Source organism: Kitasatospora sp. UYEF31 (assembly GCF_057291755.1).
The window spans coordinates 1-18,602 of sequence record NZ_JBXAWK010000044.1; the positions used below are offsets into that span (position 1 = coordinate 1).

The following is an 18,602-nucleotide window of genomic DNA, read 5'->3' on the forward strand; positions in this document are numbered from 1 at the left end:
TCGCCAAGCGCATAACGGACGAAACAACACCAACCTGGCGAGGGACTTACTAGTGCATAAAGGTAAATTTGCCTACATTAAACGCCCTCTGAGAGTGCCACCGCTCAGGGCGTGCGGGCCCTTGGAGAATATTGGCACCAAATCCGGCGTTAGCGGCTGATCGCTGAGGTCAGGGGCTCTTTGCCGCGTCGAGACGGTCGATGAAGTCGGCGACGCCGTCGACCTGGCGGTGACGCTCCCCATCGAGTCGGTCGACCGTGCCCACGGGGTGTTCCTCGCCCTGGGCACGGACATCGAGGTCCTCGGACCACCGGAGTTGCGGGCCCGTATCGCCGAGACGTCCCGTGTGCTGGCGGCACGCTACACCTCCGGCAGGCGAACCCCAGCCCCCCACAGGGTCCGGCCCGCCGTCCGCTCCTTGGAGTCCCAGTCCGGCACTGTCAGCCAACCCGACCAGTAGTCGGGGGTGGCCGCCGGATGTCAGTGCGGACGCGTACCGTTTCTGATCATGGGATTCAGTGGATGCTTTGTGGTGGCCCGATGTGACGGTCCTTTAGAGGAACTCCCTGCGGTGCGGCAGGCCGGCCGGGAGCCGGACCGGGAAGCGGTCTCGGCAGCCCTCGTGGCCGAAAGCGACCCGTTCGCGGAATGGCTGGTGACGGATTTCCTGAAAGCACTGGGATTCCGTTTTGCCGCCGTTGCCAACGAGACGGGGTGACGCCCGTCAGACGTCGCGCGGCCAGGTCGCAGCGCGGTTCCGACGCGACGGCCGTACGGTGATCGAATGCAGGCAGGTGTGCGGGCCCGGACGTTGTCCGCCGTGTCGAGGCTGAACGCGAACGGCGGCGGCATCGCGATCACCTTGCCCAACGGCACCCGCGTGTCGGCGCGGTAGTCGCCCGCGCGTGGCTCGGAGAACGGGGTGACGGTCTGCTCGCCGCGGTCGACCAGCAGGTAGAGCGGGACCTCGGCTGCGGCGTAGGCGTGCCGCTTGGCTTCCCGGTCCCGGGCGGCGGCACTGGAGGTCACCTCTGCCACCAGTTCGATACCGACGGATGGCATCCAGGATTCCTGTCCGAAAAACAGTCCGACGGGCACCACGACGAGGTCAGGAATCACATGTCCGAATGGAGTGACGATGCCCTTGTTGCCACTGACGTGGTAATCCACTGCGGCTTTCCGGGCGATCTTCAGCGCGATGTCGGCCACGATGTGCTCATGGTGGCCGTTCGGCGGCGGACTCACAACGATCTCCCCCTCGATGAGCTCTCCCCGGTAGCCCTCGGGCAGATCCAAGTCCAGAAACGCCGTGAGTACGTCGTCGGGCACGACATCCGACGCAGGTCGCACCAGGGCAGTTGCCATCTCCTGCTCTCCGTCCTCCAGGTCGTTTCGATCCCGCTGACCGTATTCGCCTGCCATGGCCTGCTCCGCTCGTTCGCGCCGCGCTGACACTGTGCCTGGTTCCGGGGCCCGACATGATGGTCATCGTGACCAGGGGAAGGCGCGGTAGTCCTCCGTCGGGTGGGATCCCCGCAGTGACTTGCGAGAGACCCCACACCCACTCCGCGGAGCCCTACCGCTCACTGAGCGGCGAAGGTGCTTCCTGCACGGCCCAGCCGTTGCCGTCCGGGTCCTGGAAGAACATGAACGCGTTCCAGGTTCCGCCGCGTCCTTCGGCCCAGCCGTCAGCTCCGACATGCTGCACCGCACTGACGTCGACGCCCCGCTCCACGAGCTCCGCGTGGGCCGCGACGATGTCCACCACACACAACTGGAGCCCCTTCAGGGAGCCCGGAGCCGCCGCGGTCTGGCCGGGAGCGGCCGGCATTCCACTGCCGAGGGCGATCGAGCAGCGCGAACCGGGCGGAGTCAGCTGGACGACCCGCGCCTCTTCGCCGATGGCCGTGTCGACGTCGACTTTGAAACCGCACTTCTGCTCATAGAAGTCCTTCGACCGGTCCACGTCCGTGACGGGGATGTTGACGATCTCAAGGGTCCATTCCACGGTGTCTCTCCTACGCTCAGCGAATGTCCGGCGGACCGGTTGACGTTCCACTGCGAGCTGGGGACCGTGCTCCGGTCCCGATTCATTCTGGGCGGCAGACACCGCGGACACACCCCGATCACACCAGAGTGGACTACGGACTGGACGTTCGCCTCAACTGATCCCGGGCCCGCCGCTGTCCAGGAACCCGTTCACCAGCGCCCGGAACCGCTCCGGTGCTTCGGCGTGGGCCCCCACCAGTGCTCAAGTCATCGTCCCGTCCTCAACCGAGGCGACACCCGCGGTCTGCTGGGCGTCCTGCGCCCCGTCAGTTCCGGCCATCCGCTGGTAGGCGAGATGGCCGCCGAGGAACCCGCCGACTCCGACTGCGACCAGTCCGGCGAGTGCGTAGCCGCGCCCGCGCAATGGTTTTCCCCGCAGCCGCGAGAACAGCGACGCGCTGTACAACACGATCGCGATGTCGTTGCAGGCCACGTGTGCAACGCCAACCCGCTGCTGGGCCGGGGACATCGTCGCCAGGTCCACCGCGCCAGTCGCCGCGGCGGGGAGCGCGATGCCCAGGCCCAGTCCGATCAGGACACTGGCAGCCGGGCCGGTCCCGGGCACGAAGTCGAGCACGCTGGCCGATGTCCACGCCCCGATCGGTATGTGGACCAGTCCTGGGTGTACCGGGTGTCCCACCGGTTCGCCGCGCAGAGCGTCCCGTACGCCGCCCTGCGGCACTTGGTCCGACAGTGCGCGCAGCCAGGACGCGGGCCGGTCGAGCACGCGGGCGTCTTCCAGGCGCTTCATGGTTGTCAGAATCGTCATGCGGGGCGGCTGCCCGGGGCCGCGTGGGCTATGCGTGGGGTACACCCCCTATGCGAACTCGCCCGCCAGGTCCTTCCCGTAGTTCGTCATCGACCGGTTGTACCTCGGCAGGTACCTGGCCAGCGCGGTGACCGCCAGCCCGGCCGCCTCGCGCTCATGACCCGTGTCAGCGAGCGCCAGGGCCAGGGTCGCGATGACCGCATCGTCCAACTCGTCGGATCCAGCGGTCCGTTCGGCGGTCAGCGCGTCGATCTTCGCGCGGAAGTCGGCGGGGTCGAGGTCGTCCAGTGCGCCCCACAGCTCGGCGTTGCACCGGTCCCAACCTGCGTCAGTAGTCATGACGGGAGTCTGCCAGTCGACCGTACACATCATCATCTGGAATTCCGCTCGCTGCTCCCGACGGTGCAGAACGCACTCGACGCCGGGGCGTTCTGGGCCGTCGCACGGGTGGCCCCGCCATGAGGCGGGGCCACCGGGCTCACTGGACGGCCTGCTCAGTGCCCGCCGGGCACCGGCTCCAGGATGAAGAGCGGGATCACCCGGTCGGTCTTCAGCTTGTAGTCGGCGTAGCCCGGGAACGCCGCGACCGCGCGCTCCCACCACAGTTCGCGTTCGTCCCCGGTGATCTCACGGGCCGTCATATCCGTACGCACCGGACGGTCCTGGAGCTCGACGCGCGGGTCGGCGACGACGTTGTGGTACCAGACCGGGTGCTTTGGGGCACCGCCCAGCGACGCGACAACGACGTATGTCCCGTCGTGTTCCACCCGCATCAGCGGGCTCTTGCGAAGATTGCCGCTCTTCGCGCCGCGGGTGGTGAGGATAACGACCGACATGCCGCGCATCGTCGTTCCTTCGGTGCCTCCCGAGCTCTCGTACAGCGCGACTTGATCACGCGCCCACGATGTCGGGCTGGGCTCGTACTCACCGTTGAGCGGCATGTCATCCCTTTTCTTCAGCGCGACCACACGTCGTCCGCGAGTGCGATTCTCCGAACGACCTCAACTCGACCTAACCACTAATGCTCCGGGCGGACACGCCCCACGCCGCCGTGCCCGAACACTTGCGTAGGACGCCGACTCATGGAGTGCGCTTCAGTCGACCACCGCGACCCCGGTGAAACACAGGGGTGGACGGGGCCGCACCAGCGGACGTCGACAGCAGTCCTCTACCGCGAGCCTCTACCGCGGACGTCGACAGCAGCCCTCAACCGCGAACCTCAACAGCCGGCCGTCAAATCGTCGAGGCTCACACTGGCACCCGGTTCTCCAGCGCGCAGTCGCCGCACGGCGCTGTCGACCGCCGACCGCTCCGGCACGCACAACGCCCGCGCCAGCACCCGGAACCCGCTGACGACCTTGTCCAGTTCGTCGTACAGGCCGGCGAACCTGGCAGGAGTGCCGTCGTGGTGCTTCGCCAGGACTACACGCAGTGCCTCGTCGAACGCATTCCGGTGCAACTCCGGCAGGGCGGAGCGCACTTCGACCGCGCTGCCCGGGAGCGGCAGTGCCTCGGTGCTCACTGGATGACCCCTTCCGACTGAAGGACCGGTGTACCGGTGACAGCGTACGCAGAGACATCCGCGTCAGGGCAACTGCCGGACGGACGCGCTTTTTTGTCAGCCGTGGGGATTCTGCGATTCCTGCGCAACGAACAGGCAAATTCGCTCCGGGAATCCGTAGAATTCCCGCACCCAACACAACTTCCCGCTGGTCACAGTGAAATGATGGCCCCTATGGACGTACGCGCGAGGAACAACATATCGATGACAGGCCGCCAGAACGGCCCCGTCATGCTGCTCGCGCACGGCTTCGGCTGCGATCAGAACATGTGGCGACTGGTCGTCCCAGCACTGGCGGAACACTTCCGCGTGATCCTGTTCGACTATGTGGGAATGGGTGGTTCCGATCTGTCCGCGTGGCATCCCGAGCGCTACACGACGCTGGACGGCTACGCGGCGGACGTACTGGAGATCTGCCGGGACCTGGACCTGACCGAAGTCATCTTCGTCGGGCACTCGGTCAGCTCCATGATCGGAGTTCTGGCCGCGAACGCTGAGCCGGAGCGGTTCGCCAAGCTGGTCCTCGTCACCCCCTCGGCCCGCTACATCGACGACACGGACTACGTGGGCGGGTTCAGCCGCGACGACATAGACGAGCTGCTCGATTCCCTCAACAGCAACTACCTCGGCTGGTCGGCGACCATGGCCCCGGTCATCATGGGCAACCCGACGCGCCCGGAGCTCGGGGCTGACCTGACGAACAGCTTCTGCCGTACGGACCCGGCCATCGCCAGTGCCTTCGCACGCACGACATTCCTGTCGGACAACCGCGCCGACCTGCCGGAAGTCACCGTGCCGACACTTGTCATCGAGTGCACCAGCGATGTGATCGCTCCGCGCGGAGTCGGCGCGTACGTGAACACACACGTCCCCGACAGCCGACTGGTCACACTGACCGCCACCGGCCACTGCCCGCAGCTCAGCGCCCCGGAAGCGACAGCCGACGCGATACTCGCCTTCACGGCCGGGCTCCGATGATGTGCCCCACCACGCAGGGCCCGAGCGATTCCGATGACAGGATCGCGTTCGCCGCACTGTGGGAGGACAGCGCTGAGGACCTGTACGAGAACGCACCGTGCGGCTACCTCTCCACGCTCCTCGACGGGGAGATCGTCAAGGTCAACACAACCTTGCTCACCTGGCTGGGCTACACCCGCGCGGAGCTCGTGGGGCGGCGCTTCACCGATCTGCTCACGGTCGGCGGAAAGCTGTACCACGAGACGCACTTCGCGCCGCTGCTGCGCCTCCAGGGTGAGATCGGCGGAATCGCCCTGGAGCTGAAGGCCACCGACGGCACCCGGCTGCCGGTGCTGGTGACGTCCACGGTCAAATCCGGCTCCGGCGGCGAACCGCTGGTCATCCGTACGACCGTCTTCGATGCCCGGGACCGGCTGGCGTATGAACGTGAGCTGCTGCAGGCCCGGCAGGAAGCCGAACAGGAGCGCGAACGCCTCCAGCGGCTGGTGGGCACGCTGCAGCGCAGCCTGCTTCCGCCGTCACTGCCGCGCGTGCGTGGTCTTGAGTCCGCCGCCTACTATCACACGGCCTCCGCCGACCAGCTCGGCGGCGACTTCTACGATCTGTTCTCGCTCAGCGAGGGCACGTGGGGATTCTTCCTCGGCGACGTGTGCGGCAAGGGCGCGAGCGCGGCGGCGGTCACTTCACTGACGCGCTACACGTTGCGCGCCGCGGCGGCGTACGAGCCCGATCCGATCGCCGTCCTGGGCAATCTCAATACGGTGCTGCACCACGAGTACCAGCGCGATGATCCACGCTACTGCACCGTCATCTTCGGGCTGCTGATCCCGTACGACGACGGTTTCACCGTGACCCTCGCAAGCGGTGGCCACCCCAACGCACTCCTGATGCACGCCGACGGCACGGCCGAATACCTGCCGACGCCCGGCGGTCAGCTGGTCGGTGTCCTGCCCGACGCCAAGTTCGCCGGCACCACCGTGCGTCTGGGTCCCGGAGACACCCTGATGCTGTACACCGATGGGCTTACCGAGGCCCGTACGGCCCAAGGCCGCTACAGCCAGGAAGCCCTGCTCGCCTTCGCCGACGGACTCGCCCCGACCACCGCCGCGGCAGCCGTCGACGCGGTCACCGCCCTCCTGGCGACGTTCGGTGACGGCCTGGACGACGACACCGCGGTGCTGGCGCTCGGCGTCCCGACTGTAGGGGAGGCGTGATGCCTGGGCTAACTGTCACGGCCCGCGAGACCGGCCTCACGTTCTGCGACTCCAGCGGCATCACGGCGCTGGTCCGGGCCCGCAACCAGGTGCTGACGGCGAAGGGCCACATCGCGCTGGCCGCGCTCCCCGCCGAGCTCGCCCGGGTGTTCGAGGTGGTGGGGCTCGACCAGGTGTTCCCGACGCATCCGACGGTTGCTGCGGCGATGGACGACGGCGGGCATACACACATCGACTACTACGAGGGCCACCCCTACCTGCTGGAGGGGTCACTGGCGCTGGTCGTCAGCAGCCCGCACGGCGGTATGCCGCACCGTGGGCTCGCCTGACAGAGATCGCACAACAGGCGTTTCCGCCCCACTAATGGTGGGCTTGCCCTATGACACTGACGCAGGAGTACGCCGAGTACCTGGACGAGTTCCGTCGGCTCGCGGCAGAGGGCACGGAGGAAGGCCTGCACCGCCGGGGTTACGGCTCACTGGCCAATCTCGTCCTCGTGGAAGACGACACCGGGGTCCTGGCCGAGGTGACGGTGATGCTCACCGGGCGGGCGGAGCCGTGGGTGCAGCGCGGCGGGGTCCTGGGGGTCGGCGGTCCGGACCAGGACGCGTGGTTTGCGGCGATCACCTTCTCGACGGCGCTGATGGAGAAGTTGGAGGGGAATCCGGAGCTGCGCGGCGATGGGTATGAGGACTACTGAGCCTGCGGCAGCGGTGGCGGTGACTACGGTTATGTCGTACATGTGGAGCTGTGCTCGCACTCTGCGCCGTGCCGGGCTGGGAGCCGGTGCCTGGTGTGGTGGTCCTGGAGATCCCGGAAATCCCGCAGAAGATCAGCAGGCCGGAATCTCCCGGTCAACACCCTGTCGCGCCGACTCGCGCGAGCGTAGTCCGCAGGACAAACCAACCGATCACCTGGGCGTACGGATCACTCCTGCGCGGTCGCCTGCCCAGGCTGCGGCTTCAGCCCTTGGCCAGGCCCCCGGCTCAGCCAGTCCCTACGCTGGAACTAACCCGCCGGGCATCGACTACCGGCCGAGTTGGTCGATCAGTTTCCGGTAGGCGTCGAACGCGGGTTTCGGCGTGTAGTCGTCGTACGTCAGCCCGAACTGGTGGAACGGGCCGGCGTTGCCGCTGTCCGCGTCGCGGAGGGTGAAGTGGATGTACGCGCCGATGTTGAGCGGTGCCCGGCACTCCTCGACGGCGGTGACGACGGTCTCCAGGACCTGGGCCTGCTGGGCGGCGCCGCGCTGCGGGCCGGTGGGCCAGCCGTTCTCCGTGATGTGGAGGGGCGTGCTCGGCCCGATGCCGGTGGGCGTCAGGCAGTCGTTTCGGTGGTAGGTCAGCAATCCGCTTACCGCGTCGTGGAGTTCGTCTACGGGAATAGGCCGGAAGACGTCCGGGAAGAAGTCGAGGCCGACGTAGTCGAGGGCATCGAGGAAGGGCTGTCCACCACGGTGGACGAGGTCTGCGATGAAGTCCACGGCCGGGCCGAACAGTGGGGTGGTGTTGAAGCCGACCCGGAGATAGGGCAGGTTCAGCCGTACGGCCTCGTCTTTTGCGGCGAGGACTCCGTCAACCAGCGCTTCCTGGACTCCGGGGTAGTAACCGTCGAGGGTCGGGTTTCCTTCGACGTTGGGCTCCTCGGTCACCTGGAGGGTGGTGATGAGCGGGCCGTACCGGCGGACTGCCTGCCGGACGAAGTCCGTGTATCCGGCGACGTCTCCGCTTCGGGACTGGTACTGGAGGACGAGGTCGAGGGTGCGCCCCTCGGCGGCGTACTGGGCGACGCGGTCCGGGGTGGACGTGCGTGTGTCGCCCGGGTCGGTGAAGGCCAGGTAGCCCCGGACCAGGAACGGGCGGCGGCCCGCCTGGAGGGTGCGCAGGCAGGCGGTGATCGAGGCGGGGTCGTCGGCCGGGCCGACGGCCAGGCCGCCGGTGTCGTCGCCGGTCGCCCCGCCGGGGTAGACGCCGAAAAGCAGGGCGTTCATCGCTGGTCTCCTTCAATAACATGCGGTGCCGGCCACGCGAGCGTGCCGGACCGGACCTGCTCGGTGGTCTCGCGCACCCAGGCGAGTTCGCTGCGCGCCATATGCAGTCCGTACTCGGCCTCGATCACGAACAGGCGCGGAACCTGACCTGACGTCAGGAGCTGGTCCAGGGCTTGTTGTTCCTCAGTGACTGCGGTGTCCAGTCGACGGGCGCGCTCCTGTAGCGCCTCGATCGCCGCGTCCTGTCCGAGTGCGCCGAGGTAGGAGACCGCAGTGAGGAAGTGCGGGTACTCGCGCCGGGGATTGCGCAGTTGTTCGTCGAGTCTGTTGACGAATTCGGTGCGGCCGGGAGCAGTCAGCGCGTAAACCGTGCGCGCGGGACGGGGGCCGTCCTGGACGGTGGCTTGGGCGTGGATCCAGCCTTCGCGTTCGAGGGCGGCGACGACGTCGTAGAGCGAGCCCCGGTTGATCCGCACGGTGGTGGCCTTGCCGCGGTCACGCAGTACGGAGGACATCTCGTAGGGGTGCATCGGACGTTCGGTCAGCAGGCCCATGAGAGTGAGGGCCAGGGGGTTGTCCACACTGCGGCGTGCCATAGTCGCCTCCTGATAGCAGGAATCGACTATAACGTGGGGAACTGCTCACCAGGGGTCGCACGGGCAGGTGGCTGTCGCGTGTGCGTTAGACGGGCGGCGATGCACCCTGGCGCAGCTGGCCGGACGGGGGTTGGGGGTGGCGGTCCTGCCGGAGTCCCTGGCGCAGCACTACTCCGAGCTGCTGCATGTCGTCACGGTCAGCCGTCCCAAGTTGCGTGGGCGGCTCGCGCTGGCGTGGCGGTCGGCGGGGCCGGTGAGTCCGGCGGCGCGGGCGCTGGTCGAGCGGGCGCGGGCGGCGCTGCCGGATCGGGAGCCTGAGAAGTGAGGCGTGACGTAAGGCGCGAAGTGAGGCGCGAAGTGAGGCGTGACGTAAGGCGCGAAGTGAGGCGCGAAGTGAGGCGTCGAAATGAGGCGTCGAAATGAGATGGAGAAATGAGGCGTGTCTTCGCACGCTGAATGACCGGTTTTTGCTCCGAAAACCACCGTCTCCCAATTGGGAGACATGGCTCAACTGTCCAAATTTTCCAGTTTCGGCCTGATCCGTCGTCCTCCTGAGGCCACCCAGCCGGGCAAGCGCCGCTGGAGTGGGGCTGCGGGCGATCTCCCGCCTGCCCAGCGATTCACACCGGTCAGCCGGCGCTTTCCCGCCATCGATGGGCTTCTTTCCGCCAGTTCCGCTCCGGCCCCTCCCCACCTCTCCTCCCCCGCAGAACACTGCGCTCAGAGCACCCACTTCCGAGCGCTCAAAACGTGTGCGACCCCCGCAGAGGGGAGGCCCCTCGATGGCCTTCATGCGTCTCAAGACCACCGGTTACGCCGCGATCATCCCCACCCTGCGCAAGCCGTGGGAAGCGATGTTCCTGCGCGGCGACCGGGTCGCGAAAATCAACCGGACTTCGCTCGCCTACGAAGGCCCGCTGTCCGAGGCCTACGGGAACCGGCCGGCCGTTCCGTGCCCCTTCGCCGCGACCGCCGACGGCGCGATGCAGTTGCTGCCCGCCGACGGGTCGCACCAGACGGTGTTCTTCGCGGGTGACCAGTACCTGTGGTGGGACTGGGACCGCGGCGCGGTGCACCAGGGTGTCGTCACCGGGCTGCCGGAGTTCGGCCCGCTGCTGCCGGTCGCGTACCGTACCGACGTCGACTGCGCGCTCCAGCTGCGCAACTCGCCCACCGGTTCGTGGCGCACGCTCCTGTTCAAGGGTGACCGTGCCCTGCTGCTCGACTGGGATGCGGGAATCACGTACGAAGGCCTGATCAGTGGCCTGCCGGAAGCCGGGTGGCGGAAGCTCCCGGCCGACTTCGACCGGAACTTCGACCATGCGGTCATGATCGACCCGGACCCGTCCGCGCAGCGCACCCTGTTCATCCGCGGGCAGTCGGCGATGTCGTTCCAGTGGACCAACGGACCGGAGACGACCGGTCTGCTCACGGACGTCTCCCCTGGTCTGGCGGCGGTACCCGCCCCGTACACGACGCCTTACCGGCCGGTCAGCGGTCGCTACACCGGCATTTCGGGCGACACCCAGGTCGAGTTGCGGCTCGACCTCGACGGTGCGCGGTCACTGGGCACCGTCAGCGCGGACCTGTTCGGCATCGCCGGTGGGACGACGGTGTACAGCAACTCGTTCATCCTCAAGACCCCGTCCACCACCTCGGGGGTGGAGCGGGTCACCGCGAGCGGCGTCGGGGTGTTCGCGAACGAGTTCGCCACGCCGTACGTGACGGTGTCCGTCGACCGGCTCTCCGCGGGCCTCCCTGGCGGCACGGCGACGTTGACGCTGGCGAACGCGGACGGGACCGTGCAGCAGGACTTCGCGTGTGACTATGACTCCCCGTACCTCCGTACGGTCGACTGGGAAGTCGACACGATGGAAGGCACCGTTCCCTTCGGGCACTACGACACCGGCTCGAACCCCCGGCCGCCGGGTGTTCCCGTACGGGACCTGACGGTGGCCGGCGCCTACGCGGACGCGGGCATCGAACTGCGGACCTCCGGCACGGTCAACGTGGTGTCCGTCGCCGAAGCCGGAGCCGATCTGCGCTGGTCCGAGGCCGAACTGCACGCGGCGATGGTCGGAAACTTCAGCGGCTACCGCGACGCGCCGCAGTGGAAGGTGTGGACGTTCGTCAGCACCCGTTACGTCGAAGACGGCGTCCTGGGGGTCATGTTCGACCTGGAGGGACTCCAGCGGCAGGGAATGACGGTCTTCTACACCGAGCAGGTGCTCGGCGGCCGGGCCGGGACGCGTCGCGAACTGCGCACGTACGTCCACGAGTTGGGCCACGCCTTCAACCTGCTGCACTCGTGGGACAAGGGGCTCGCGGTCCCGCCCCAGCCCCTCGGGCCGAACAACGGGTTCGGCGACCTGTCGTGGATGAACTACGACTGGAAGTACGTCGGCCCCAACGGTAGGGGCGAGGCCGCCTACTGGGCTGACTTCACGTACCGCTTCACCGATGACGAGGTCCGCCACCTGCGGCACGGCTTCTACCGCGACATCATCATGGGCGGGCAGGACTTCATCAACGGCGCCGCCGACCGGACCCTCGACGCCCTGGCCGCACCGCTCGTCGACGAGTCGGGCCTGCGGTTGACGCTCACCGGGCGAAAGACCTTCGCGTACGGGGAACCCGTGGTCGCCGAACTTAAGTTGGCGCTCGACGGAACCCGGCCCGAAGTCGAGGTCATTCCCAATCTGAGCCCGAAGGGCGAGAACCTGCTGATCGCAATCACCGACCCGTCCGGTGACACGCGCATCTGGCGGCCCCTCACCCGGACCTGCTCCGACGCGGACCGGCGGGTGCGGCTGACCGCCGCCGACCCGGCGCTGTACGGGAGCGCCTACCTCGGGTACGGGGCGGACGGTCTGACCTTCGGGCAGCCCGGCGCGTACAAGCTGCGCGCCGTCTACCAGGCCCCCGACGGTTCGCGGGTGGTGTCCGCCGAGCAGCCGCTGCGGGTACGGCACCCGCTTGAGGCCGCCGACGAGGCGGTCGGCGAGTTGCTGATGGGCGATCAGCAGGGCACGCTCCTGGCGTTCCTCGGCTCGGACGCGCCGCAGCTCAACGAGGGGAACGACGCCCTCGACGCGGTGCTCGACGACTACGGCGCGCACCCGCTGGCGGTGTACGCCCACATGGTCAAGGGCACCAACGCCGGACGGAACTTCCTGACGCTGGGGCGCGGCGGCGTGCGGGTCAGGCCCGCCGACACCAAGCAGAGCATCGAGCAGTTGGACGCGGTGGTCAAGGCGTCGACCGCTGACGCCTCGGCCGGTCCGGGCCTGGTGGACGACATCACGCTGAACAAGACCATGCGGCGGCTGGCCCGCGCGCACGGCCAGGAGGGTGACCTCGCGCAGGCGGACGCGGTGCTCGACAAGATGGTGGAGACGTTCCGCGACAAGGATGTGCCGCCGTCGGTGCTGGCCACGGTGCAGGAGCAGGCGGAGACGGCGCGGGCGGAGATCCACGAGGAGGCTGCGGGCTGAGTCGTGCGGTTTTGTGATCCACGGCTGCTGGACGGCCGTTGGTTCACTGGAGTACACGCGGTCCACGGGTGGTGGGTGTCGGGTTCCGGCGTTCAGCATCCGTGGATCACGTGCGTGCGGCTGGGGAGTTTCACGAAGCGCTGGATGAACAGCGGAGTCGACCTTGGTCTCAGTTCACCAGCGTGAAGTACACCGCAGCCGTAGCCGCGCCGAGTAGTGCTCCGGCGATGGTCTGGGCCGGCGTGTGGTCCCGGAGGACCACCCGGGACCAGGCGGTCAGACCCACGATGAAGACGGCGACCAGGAGAAATCCGTACGTCAGAATCACGATTGTGGCCACGCCCGAGACCACGGCGGTGTGCACGGAGACCTTCCACCATTTGGTCACGGCGAGCGTCACGGCCAGGCCGCCGAGCATCGTGACCACCAGGATCAGCAACTGCCGGGGAGCCCCCGGGAGGATCACCAGCAGAACGATGCCGACGGTGGCGCTGGCCAGGGTGACCAGCAGGGGGAACTTCCGCTGGCTGCGGACCTTGATGTGCCGGTCGGTCCAGTGGCCTTGCCGGACGCCCCAGAGGACGAAGGCGTACGGGAGGACGCTGCAGAAGAAGGTGGCGAACAGACCCCAGCCGACTCCGGTCAGGCTCCCGGTGGCGTGCCAGCCCACGGCGAGCGGGACGACCATCACCAACTGGCCCGGGGCGAGGACCTCAGTGACCAGGCGGGCCGCGCGCAGCAGTGTGGTGCCGGGGGCCGGGCGGAGCAGGAAGTCGACGGCGGTCTGGTTGGTCATAGGCGGTCCTCCACGACGTACCGGCAGGGTCGGTGTCCCGGCGCTCTGATGCGTCCCCGGTCAGCGAGCATCGCAACGCACCGGCTGACAATCAGGCAACGGCACACTAAACGGTATAAAACCACCCGGCTGACCAGCACGGTTCCACCGCTTGCCTGCCCCGGCCCCTCCCGGGACCGCCCTGGACGGACGCGTGACGCGCGGTCCGGGATGCCGACTCCCAAGGGAGCGCATAACGTGCTAATAGGTCTGAATCTACTGATTGAGGTGGGCTCCATGGCAGCAGCGTTCGAGGTCTACACCGACAAGGCCGGGAAGTACCGGTTCCGCCTCAAGGCCGGGAACGGCCAGATCATCGCGGTCGGCGAAGCGTACGAATCGAAGTCCGCCTGCATGAACGGGATCGAGTCCATCAAGAAGAACGCGGCCACGGCCGCGGTCAAGGAACTCGCGGCCGCCTGATCCAGAACTACGGCACAAGGCCCGGTGCGGGAAGAATTCTCTTCCCGCACCGGGCCTTGTGTCGTAAACCGTGGGCCGTAAACCGTGGGTCGTGGGCCGTGGGTTGTAAAAGGTGAGCGGTGAGCCGTAAAGATCAGCCCGTGTGCACGTTCTCCTGGTAGACCGGCGCGGCCGGCGGCGCGGGCACCGGCTCCTCGCCGTGGGACATCTTCGGCAGCCAGCCCAGCCAGCGCGGCAGGTACCAGTTGCGCTCGCCGAGCAGTGCCATCACCGAGGGCAGCAGCACCGCGCGGACGATGGTGGCGTCGAGCAGGACGGCCACGGCCAGGCCGACGCCGAGCTGCTTGAAGTCCTGCATGGACAGGGTGCCGAAGACCGCGAACACGGCGACCATGATGACGGCGGCGCTGGTGACGACCCCGGCGGTCGAGCGGATGCCGTGGGCGACGGCGTCCTTGGTGGTCAGGCCCCGGTCGCGGGCTTCGGCGATCCGGGAGACGACGAACACGTGGTAGTCCATCGACAGGCCGAACAGCACGGTGAAGATGAACAGCGGCATCCACGATTCGATGGCGCCGGGTGCGGTGGTGCCGACGAGTCCGGCCCCCCAGCCGTGCTGGAAGACAGCGGTCATGACGCCGTACGTGGCGGCGACGGACAGCAGGTTGAGCAGGATCGACGTTCCGGCGATCGTCAGGGAGCGGAAGCTGACCAGCATCAGCAGGAACGTGACCACCGTGACAAAGGCGAACACCGGGATGATGCTGTCGCTGAGCTGCTTGTTGTAGTCGACCGACGTGGCCAGGTCTCCGCGTACGGCGACCTTGCTGTCGGGCAGTGCGTCGAGCGTCTGCGGGATGACCTTGCTGCGGAGGGTGTCCAGCGCGTTGCGGGATTCCTTGTTCGAGCCGTCGCCGTTCAGCGGGACGCTGATCCGGACGATGTTCTTCTCCGGGATCGCGGTCACTTCGATCGCGCCGACCTGGCCGGTCTTCAGGGCCGCGTCCTTGAACGCGGCCACAGCCTGCTGGACCTGCGGGGAAGAGACGTTGGGGGTGCGCAGGACGACCTCGGCCGGCCCGGGGGTTCCCGGGAACGCCTTGGCGATCTGCTGGGACGTCTTCACCAGCGCGGTGTCGGCGGGCAGCAGTTTGTCCAGCGGCAGCTTCTCGGTGTGCATGCCGAGCGCGGGAGCCGCCAGGAGCAGCAACACTCCGGCGGAGATCACCGCGGACAGGGCGGGGCGGGCCAGCACCTTACCGACGACCGCTCCCCAGGCGCGGGACTCGCCGCCCTGGCGGCGGGCCAGGAACGGGATGCGTCCGGCGTGCGCCTTGTCGCCGAGCTTCGACATCACGGCGGGCAGGACGGTCATGGACCCGGCGGCGGCGATCAGGACCACCAGGATGGTGGCGATCGCGAACCCGGCGAAGATGGTCATGCCGGACAGGAACATGCCGGCCATCGACACGACGACGGTCAGGGCGGAGACGAGTACGGAGCGCCCCGAGGTCGCGGCGGCGATCTCCAGTGCGGTCGCGGCGTCGTGTCCCTTGGCACGCTCCTCGCGCTCACGCTTGAGGTAGAAGAGGCAGTAGTCGACGCCGACGGCCAGGCCCATGAGCATCATGACGGACATCGTCATGGTGTCCGCGTGGACAACGTGGCTGGTCAGAGCGAGCAGACCCATGCCCGCGAGGCACGCGGTAAGAGCGAGTGCGACGGGGAGGACCGCGGCGACGAGCGCGCCGAACGCGACGAGCAGGATGCCCAGGGCCAGGGGGACGGCGGTCCACTCCGCGCGGGCGAAGTCCGTACCGAGGCTGTCGTCGATGCCCTTGCCCGCGCTGGCCTGGCCGTACTGGCCGAGCGTCACCTGCGGGTTGGCCTTTCCGGCTTCCTTGACGGCCTTCTGGACCTTTTCGACCCGGTCTGACGCTGTGTCAGGGTCGCCGGTGATCTGGAAGCGGACGAGCACGTCGTGCTTGTCGGTGGAGATGAGGTTCTCGGCGTACGGGTCGTTGACGTTCTGGGCGTTGCCCGAACCGTTGACGGCCGTACGGACGGCCTCGACGGCGGCCTTGAACTCGGCCGCGTCAGCGGTGAGTTCGCCACTGTGGACGAGGACCAGTTCGTCGGCCGGGGCCTTGATGCCAGCGTCGATGAGGAGTTGTTCGGCCCGGGCGGACTCGCCGGTGCCGTACTCCGCGTCGGTCATGGACACCTGGCCGGCCATGCCGCCGATCACCGAGGCGAGGACGACAAAGAGCAGCCAGCCGATGATCGCGGTCTTGCGGTGGCGGGTGCTCCAGCCGCCGATGGCGGCGGCGAGGCCGTTGCGGCGGGGCTTGTGGCGGGTGTTGGCGGCGGGGACGCGTGGGTTGGACGGACGCTGTGACATGTGCGGGGCTCCCGAAGGTCGGAGGGAGCCTGAGAAGTGAACTCTGCTGTAGGTGGCACTTGAACCCGCCCTGCGGTGCGGGAATCTGACCGGAGTGTTGGGACTTCCCGGTCCCGGCCACTCCACCATGAAGTCCGTACGGAATGCAAGACGGTTGGCCGATTCCTCTGATATTGCTTTCCCGCAGGCGCAAACCGTCGGGGCGGGCACCCGTGTCACCTTCCTGCCATGGCCTCCTGTTGACAGTCAAAGCAGTGTTCTTGCAGGTCACAGGCCGCTAACGTGACTGTTGCCTGAGAAGCGACCGGCCGGCCAGAGGTGGCGGCCACGGAGAACTTCTGTTTCCCTGCGGGAAATTCCCAGAACACTCCCAACATATCCCCCTGCCCGGTATCAGGTTTTGTTCGAACAAAATCTTTGGACAAAACCGGCCCGACGGCAGAAAGCCAACGGAAGAGAAAACGAAAGGAGGGAAGTCATGGAACAGGCGATACAGGTCGAGGGCCTGACGAAACGCTACGGAAAGCACGAGGCGCTGCGCGGCATCGACCTTGAGGTCCCGTACGGAAGTGTTCTGGGCGTCCTCGGCCCCAACGGGGCGGGCAAGACCACCACGGTGCGCATCCTCACAACGCTTCTTGAACCGTCCGGCGGTCTGGTGAAAGTGGCGGGCATCGATATCGCCCGCGATCCCCGCGAAGTGCGGCGGCGAATCGGGCTGACGGGCCAGTACGCGGCGGTCGACGAACTGCTGACAGGCCGGGAGAACCTGGTCCTGCTCGGCCGGTTGCTGCACCTGGGCCGCAAGCGGGCGAAGGCGCGGGCCGCCGAACTGCTTGACCTGTTCGACCTGTCGGATGCCGCCGACCGCACGGTCGGCACCTATTCCGGTGGCATGCGCCGCCGTCTCGACCTGGCCAGCAGCATCATCGGTGAGCCGCGGGTGCTGTTCCTGGACGAACCGACGACCGGGCTCGACCCGACCAGCCGGCAACTCCTGTGGCAGGTCGTCCGGGAGCAGGTCGCCGCCGGGGTGACGGTTCTGCTGACGACGCAGTACCTCGAGGAAGCCGACGTCCTGGCCGACCGGGTGGTCGTCATCGACAAAGGCCAGGTCATCGCGGAGGGCACGTCGGACGAGCTGAAGCGCAAGGTCGGCCAGGAGTGGCTCCAGGTGACGGTCGACCGGGCGGAGCAGACGGCAGCGGCCGTCGCCGCGCTCGGGCGGGTCTGCGCGGACCCGCCGACCGTCGACCCCGACGGGCGCGGTGTCCGTATTCCACTGCCCGCGGGACTCGGCACGGTCACCGCCGCCTCGGGTGCTCTGGAGGCGGCGGGAATCGATGTGGTCGAGTTCGCCGTACGCCGTCCTTCTCTTGACGATGTCTTCTTCCACCTGACCGGGCAGCCGACCGGACAGCCCGCAGCGCAGTTGGAGGAGGCCGCATGAGCGCGGTTGTCGGTGCGGAGCGGGCTCCCGGAGCGTTGCTCGGTTTCCTGAGCGATGTGAACGTCCTGATCGGGCGGCATGTCCTCCATCTGAAGCGCACCCCCGAAAAGATCATCGGTGTCACCCTCACCCCGGTGACGATGGTGGTGGTGCTCGGCTATCTGTTCGCCAGCGCGATCACTATCGAAGGCGGCGCGGACTACCGCGAATACGTCATGGCCGGCGTGTTCGTCCAGGTCGGGCTGTCGTGCGTGGGCATCACCGCCCTCGGGGTGTCGTCCGATCTCAGCAAAGGACTGACCGACCGGTTCCGGTCACTGCCCATGGCCCGGCCGGCCATCCTCGTCGGACACACCATCGCGGACCTGGCCACCGCCGCGATCGGCATGGCCGCAGTCGGATCCATCGGCGTCCTCGTCGGCTGGCGGATCCACGGCGGTTTCCTGTCGGCACTCGCCGGTTTCGCCCTGATGCTCGCGTTCTCGTACGTGATGATGTGGATCGGCGTGCTTGTCGGTCTGACGATGCGCAATCCGGAGGCGATCAACGGTGTCGCGTCCCTCGCGCTGGTGCTGTTCTCATTCGTCTCCAGCGCGTTCCTGCCGCTCCAAGGTCTTCCCACCTGGCTGCGGACGGTCGCCGAATGGAACCCCGCCAGTTCGGTCTCGGCCAGTTGCCGCTCGCTGTGGGGCAATGGCGGAACTGTCAGCGCGGACGCCGGGTTTGCCGTCCGGCACGCCGACGCGGTCGCGTGGTCGAGCCTGGCCGTGCTGCTGGTGATCATCGTGCCGCTGTGCACCCGTGCCTACCGCAAGGCGCAGGTCGGCTAGGACCATGGGCTC

Annotated in this window: 20 protein-coding genes; 10 read left to right on the forward strand and 10 right to left on the reverse strand. The window is 67.7% G+C overall.

The genetic code is table 11. The annotated features are described in order from the left end of the window. Window positions 1-229 precede the first annotated feature (229 nt). Complete coding sequence (locus AC0Z36_RS20840) at window positions 230-460, forward strand: WCX domain-containing protein (protein WP_485464492.1); 231 nt, start codon at window positions 230-232, stop codon at window positions 458-460. A 20-nt stretch (window positions 461-480) separates the two neighbouring features. Here AC0Z36_RS20840 and AC0Z36_RS20845 read toward each other — a convergent pair whose 3' ends face one another. From AC0Z36_RS20845 to AC0Z36_RS20870, 6 genes are all read right to left on the reverse strand, one after another. Beyond that, window positions 481-1,422, reverse strand: coding sequence for a Uma2 family endonuclease (locus AC0Z36_RS20845; protein ID WP_485464493.1), 942 nt, complete (start codon window positions 1,420-1,422; stop codon window positions 481-483). Between the two features lie 154 nt (window positions 1,423-1,576). Continuing rightward, entirely contained in the window at window positions 1,577-2,008 is a 432-nt protein-coding gene (locus tag AC0Z36_RS20850; RefSeq protein WP_485464494.1) for a VOC family protein, read from the reverse strand. 243 nt (window positions 2,009-2,251) lie between these two features. Beyond that, a complete protein-coding gene (locus AC0Z36_RS20855; protein WP_485464495.1) occupies window positions 2,252-2,800 on the reverse strand; it encodes a DUF2231 domain-containing protein in 549 nt (182 codons plus the stop codon). Window positions 2,801-2,866: 66 nt separating this feature from the next. Then, on the reverse strand, window positions 2,867-3,157 hold the full coding sequence (locus AC0Z36_RS20860; RefSeq protein ID WP_485464496.1) for a tetratricopeptide repeat protein: 291 nt from the start codon (window positions 3,155-3,157) through the stop codon (window positions 2,867-2,869). Window positions 3,158-3,312: 155 nt separating this feature from the next. Next, complete coding sequence (locus AC0Z36_RS20865; protein WP_485464497.1) at window positions 3,313-3,759, reverse strand: nitroreductase family deazaflavin-dependent oxidoreductase; 447 nt, start codon at window positions 3,757-3,759, stop codon at window positions 3,313-3,315. A gap of 278 nt (window positions 3,760-4,037) precedes the next feature. Continuing rightward, window positions 4,038-4,340 carry a DUF6247 family protein gene (locus AC0Z36_RS20870; protein ID WP_485464498.1) on the reverse strand — a complete coding sequence of 101 codons (303 nt, stop codon included), beginning with the start codon at window positions 4,338-4,340 and terminating at the stop codon, window positions 4,038-4,040. Window positions 4,341-4,553: 213 nt separating this feature from the next. On the opposite strand from AC0Z36_RS20870, the gene AC0Z36_RS20875 reads away from it, so the two are divergent. From AC0Z36_RS20875 to AC0Z36_RS20890, 4 genes are read left to right on the forward strand one after another with little or no spacing between them, the layout of a single operon-like run. Then, window positions 4,554-5,357 carry an alpha/beta fold hydrolase gene (locus AC0Z36_RS20875; RefSeq protein WP_485464499.1) on the forward strand — a complete coding sequence of 268 codons (804 nt, stop codon included), beginning with the start codon at window positions 4,554-4,556 and terminating at the stop codon, window positions 5,355-5,357. After that, the gene (locus AC0Z36_RS20880) at window positions 5,357-6,571 is read left to right on the forward strand and encodes a PP2C family protein-serine/threonine phosphatase (protein ID WP_485464500.1); all 1,215 of its coding nucleotides are present in this window, start codon (window positions 5,357-5,359) and stop codon (window positions 6,569-6,571) included. The genes AC0Z36_RS20875 and AC0Z36_RS20880 overlap by 1 nt, the downstream gene beginning before the upstream one ends. Then, window positions 6,571-6,900 carry an STAS domain-containing protein gene (locus AC0Z36_RS20885; protein ID WP_485464501.1) on the forward strand — a complete coding sequence of 110 codons (330 nt, stop codon included), beginning with the start codon at window positions 6,571-6,573 and terminating at the stop codon, window positions 6,898-6,900. Before AC0Z36_RS20880 ends, AC0Z36_RS20885 begins: the two co-directional genes overlap by 1 nt. Window positions 6,901-6,950: 50 nt before the next feature. Then, on the forward strand, window positions 6,951-7,271 hold the full coding sequence (locus AC0Z36_RS20890) for a hypothetical protein (RefSeq protein WP_485464502.1): 321 nt from the start codon (window positions 6,951-6,953) through the stop codon (window positions 7,269-7,271). A 327-nt stretch (window positions 7,272-7,598) separates the two neighbouring features. Here the strand turns inward: AC0Z36_RS20890 and AC0Z36_RS20895 are convergent, their stop codons facing one another. Continuing rightward, complete coding sequence (locus tag AC0Z36_RS20895) at window positions 7,599-8,561, reverse strand: hypothetical protein (RefSeq protein ID WP_485464503.1); 963 nt, start codon at window positions 8,559-8,561, stop codon at window positions 7,599-7,601. Next, window positions 8,558-9,157 carry a PadR family transcriptional regulator gene (locus AC0Z36_RS20900; RefSeq protein ID WP_485464504.1) on the reverse strand — a complete coding sequence of 200 codons (600 nt, stop codon included), beginning with the start codon at window positions 9,155-9,157 and terminating at the stop codon, window positions 8,558-8,560. Before AC0Z36_RS20900 ends, AC0Z36_RS20895 begins: the two co-directional genes overlap by 4 nt. Window positions 9,158-9,224: 67 nt before the next feature. On the opposite strand from AC0Z36_RS20900, the gene AC0Z36_RS20905 reads away from it, so the two are divergent. Both AC0Z36_RS20905 and AC0Z36_RS20910 read left to right on the forward strand, forming a co-directional pair. After that, entirely contained in the window at window positions 9,225-9,482 is a 258-nt protein-coding gene (locus AC0Z36_RS20905; RefSeq protein ID WP_485464505.1) for a LysR substrate-binding domain-containing protein, read from the forward strand. A 457-nt stretch (window positions 9,483-9,939) separates the two neighbouring features. Further along, complete coding sequence (locus AC0Z36_RS20910) at window positions 9,940-12,651, forward strand: hypothetical protein (RefSeq protein ID WP_485464506.1); 2,712 nt, start codon at window positions 9,940-9,942, stop codon at window positions 12,649-12,651. A gap of 169 nt (window positions 12,652-12,820) precedes the next feature. On the opposite strand, the gene AC0Z36_RS20915 is transcribed toward AC0Z36_RS20910, so the two are convergent. Further along, a complete protein-coding gene (locus AC0Z36_RS20915; RefSeq protein WP_485464507.1) occupies window positions 12,821-13,447 on the reverse strand; it encodes a hypothetical protein in 627 nt (208 codons plus the stop codon). A gap of 276 nt (window positions 13,448-13,723) precedes the next feature. On the opposite strand from AC0Z36_RS20915, the gene AC0Z36_RS20920 reads away from it, so the two are divergent. Further along, window positions 13,724-13,909 carry a YegP family protein gene (locus AC0Z36_RS20920; RefSeq protein ID WP_485464508.1) on the forward strand — a complete coding sequence of 62 codons (186 nt, stop codon included), beginning with the start codon at window positions 13,724-13,726 and terminating at the stop codon, window positions 13,907-13,909. 133 nt (window positions 13,910-14,042) lie between these two features. Here AC0Z36_RS20920 and AC0Z36_RS20925 read toward each other — a convergent pair whose 3' ends face one another. Next, window positions 14,043-16,310, reverse strand: coding sequence for an MMPL family transporter (locus AC0Z36_RS20925; RefSeq protein WP_485464509.1), 2,268 nt, complete (start codon window positions 16,308-16,310; stop codon window positions 14,043-14,045). A 478-nt stretch (window positions 16,311-16,788) separates the two neighbouring features. Here AC0Z36_RS20925 and AC0Z36_RS20930 point away from each other — a divergent pair, with 478 nt between their 5' ends. Together AC0Z36_RS20930 and AC0Z36_RS20935 are read left to right on the forward strand one after the other, a co-directional pair. After that, the gene (locus AC0Z36_RS20930) at window positions 16,789-17,760 is read left to right on the forward strand and encodes an ATP-binding cassette domain-containing protein (RefSeq protein ID WP_485464510.1); all 972 of its coding nucleotides are present in this window, start codon (window positions 16,789-16,791) and stop codon (window positions 17,758-17,760) included. After that, window positions 17,757-18,590 (forward strand): ABC transporter permease, encoded by an 834-nt coding sequence (locus tag AC0Z36_RS20935; protein ID WP_485464511.1) that lies wholly within the window; start codon window positions 17,757-17,759, stop codon window positions 18,588-18,590. The genes AC0Z36_RS20930 and AC0Z36_RS20935 overlap by 4 nt, the downstream gene beginning before the upstream one ends. Window positions 18,591-18,602 lie beyond the last annotated feature (12 nt).

Bases quoted from the DNA above. Each gene is read 5' to 3' on its own strand.
- AC0Z36_RS20845 (WP_485464493.1), bottom strand. From the start codon at position 1,422: ATGGCAGGCGAATACGGTCAGCGGGATCGAAACGACCTGGAGGACGGA.
- AC0Z36_RS20855 (WP_485464495.1), bottom strand. From the start codon at position 2,800: ATGAAGCGCCTGGAAGACGCCCGCGTGCTCGACCGGCCCGCGTCCTGG.
- AC0Z36_RS20860 (WP_485464496.1), bottom strand. From the start codon at position 3,157: ATGACTACTGACGCAGGTTGGGACCGGTGCAACGCCGAGCTGTGGGGC.
- AC0Z36_RS20865 (WP_485464497.1), bottom strand. From the start codon at position 3,759: ATGCCGCTCAACGGTGAGTACGAGCCCAGCCCGACATCGTGGGCGCGT.
- AC0Z36_RS20875 (WP_485464499.1), top strand. From the start codon at position 4,554: ATGGACGTACGCGCGAGGAACAACATATCGATGACAGGCCGCCAGAAC.
- AC0Z36_RS20880 (WP_485464500.1), top strand. From the start codon at position 5,357: ATGTGCCCCACCACGCAGGGCCCGAGCGATTCCGATGACAGGATCGCG.
- AC0Z36_RS20885 (WP_485464501.1), top strand. From the start codon at position 6,571: ATGCCTGGGCTAACTGTCACGGCCCGCGAGACCGGCCTCACGTTCTGC.
- AC0Z36_RS20890 (WP_485464502.1), top strand. From the start codon at position 6,951: ATGACACTGACGCAGGAGTACGCCGAGTACCTGGACGAGTTCCGTCGG.
- AC0Z36_RS20895 (WP_485464503.1), bottom strand. From the start codon at position 8,561: ATGAACGCCCTGCTTTTCGGCGTCTACCCCGGCGGGGCGACCGGCGAC.
- AC0Z36_RS20900 (WP_485464504.1), bottom strand. From the start codon at position 9,157: ATGGCACGCCGCAGTGTGGACAACCCCCTGGCCCTCACTCTCATGGGC.
- AC0Z36_RS20910 (WP_485464506.1), top strand. From the start codon at position 9,940: ATGGCCTTCATGCGTCTCAAGACCACCGGTTACGCCGCGATCATCCCC.
- AC0Z36_RS20915 (WP_485464507.1), bottom strand. From the start codon at position 13,447: ATGACCAACCAGACCGCCGTCGACTTCCTGCTCCGCCCGGCCCCCGGC.
- AC0Z36_RS20920 (WP_485464508.1), top strand. From the start codon at position 13,724: ATGGCAGCAGCGTTCGAGGTCTACACCGACAAGGCCGGGAAGTACCGG.
- AC0Z36_RS20925 (WP_485464509.1), bottom strand. From the start codon at position 16,310: ATGTCACAGCGTCCGTCCAACCCACGCGTCCCCGCCGCCAACACCCGC.
- AC0Z36_RS20930 (WP_485464510.1), top strand. From the start codon at position 16,789: ATGGAACAGGCGATACAGGTCGAGGGCCTGACGAAACGCTACGGAAAG.
- AC0Z36_RS20935 (WP_485464511.1), top strand. From the start codon at position 17,757: ATGAGCGCGGTTGTCGGTGCGGAGCGGGCTCCCGGAGCGTTGCTCGGT.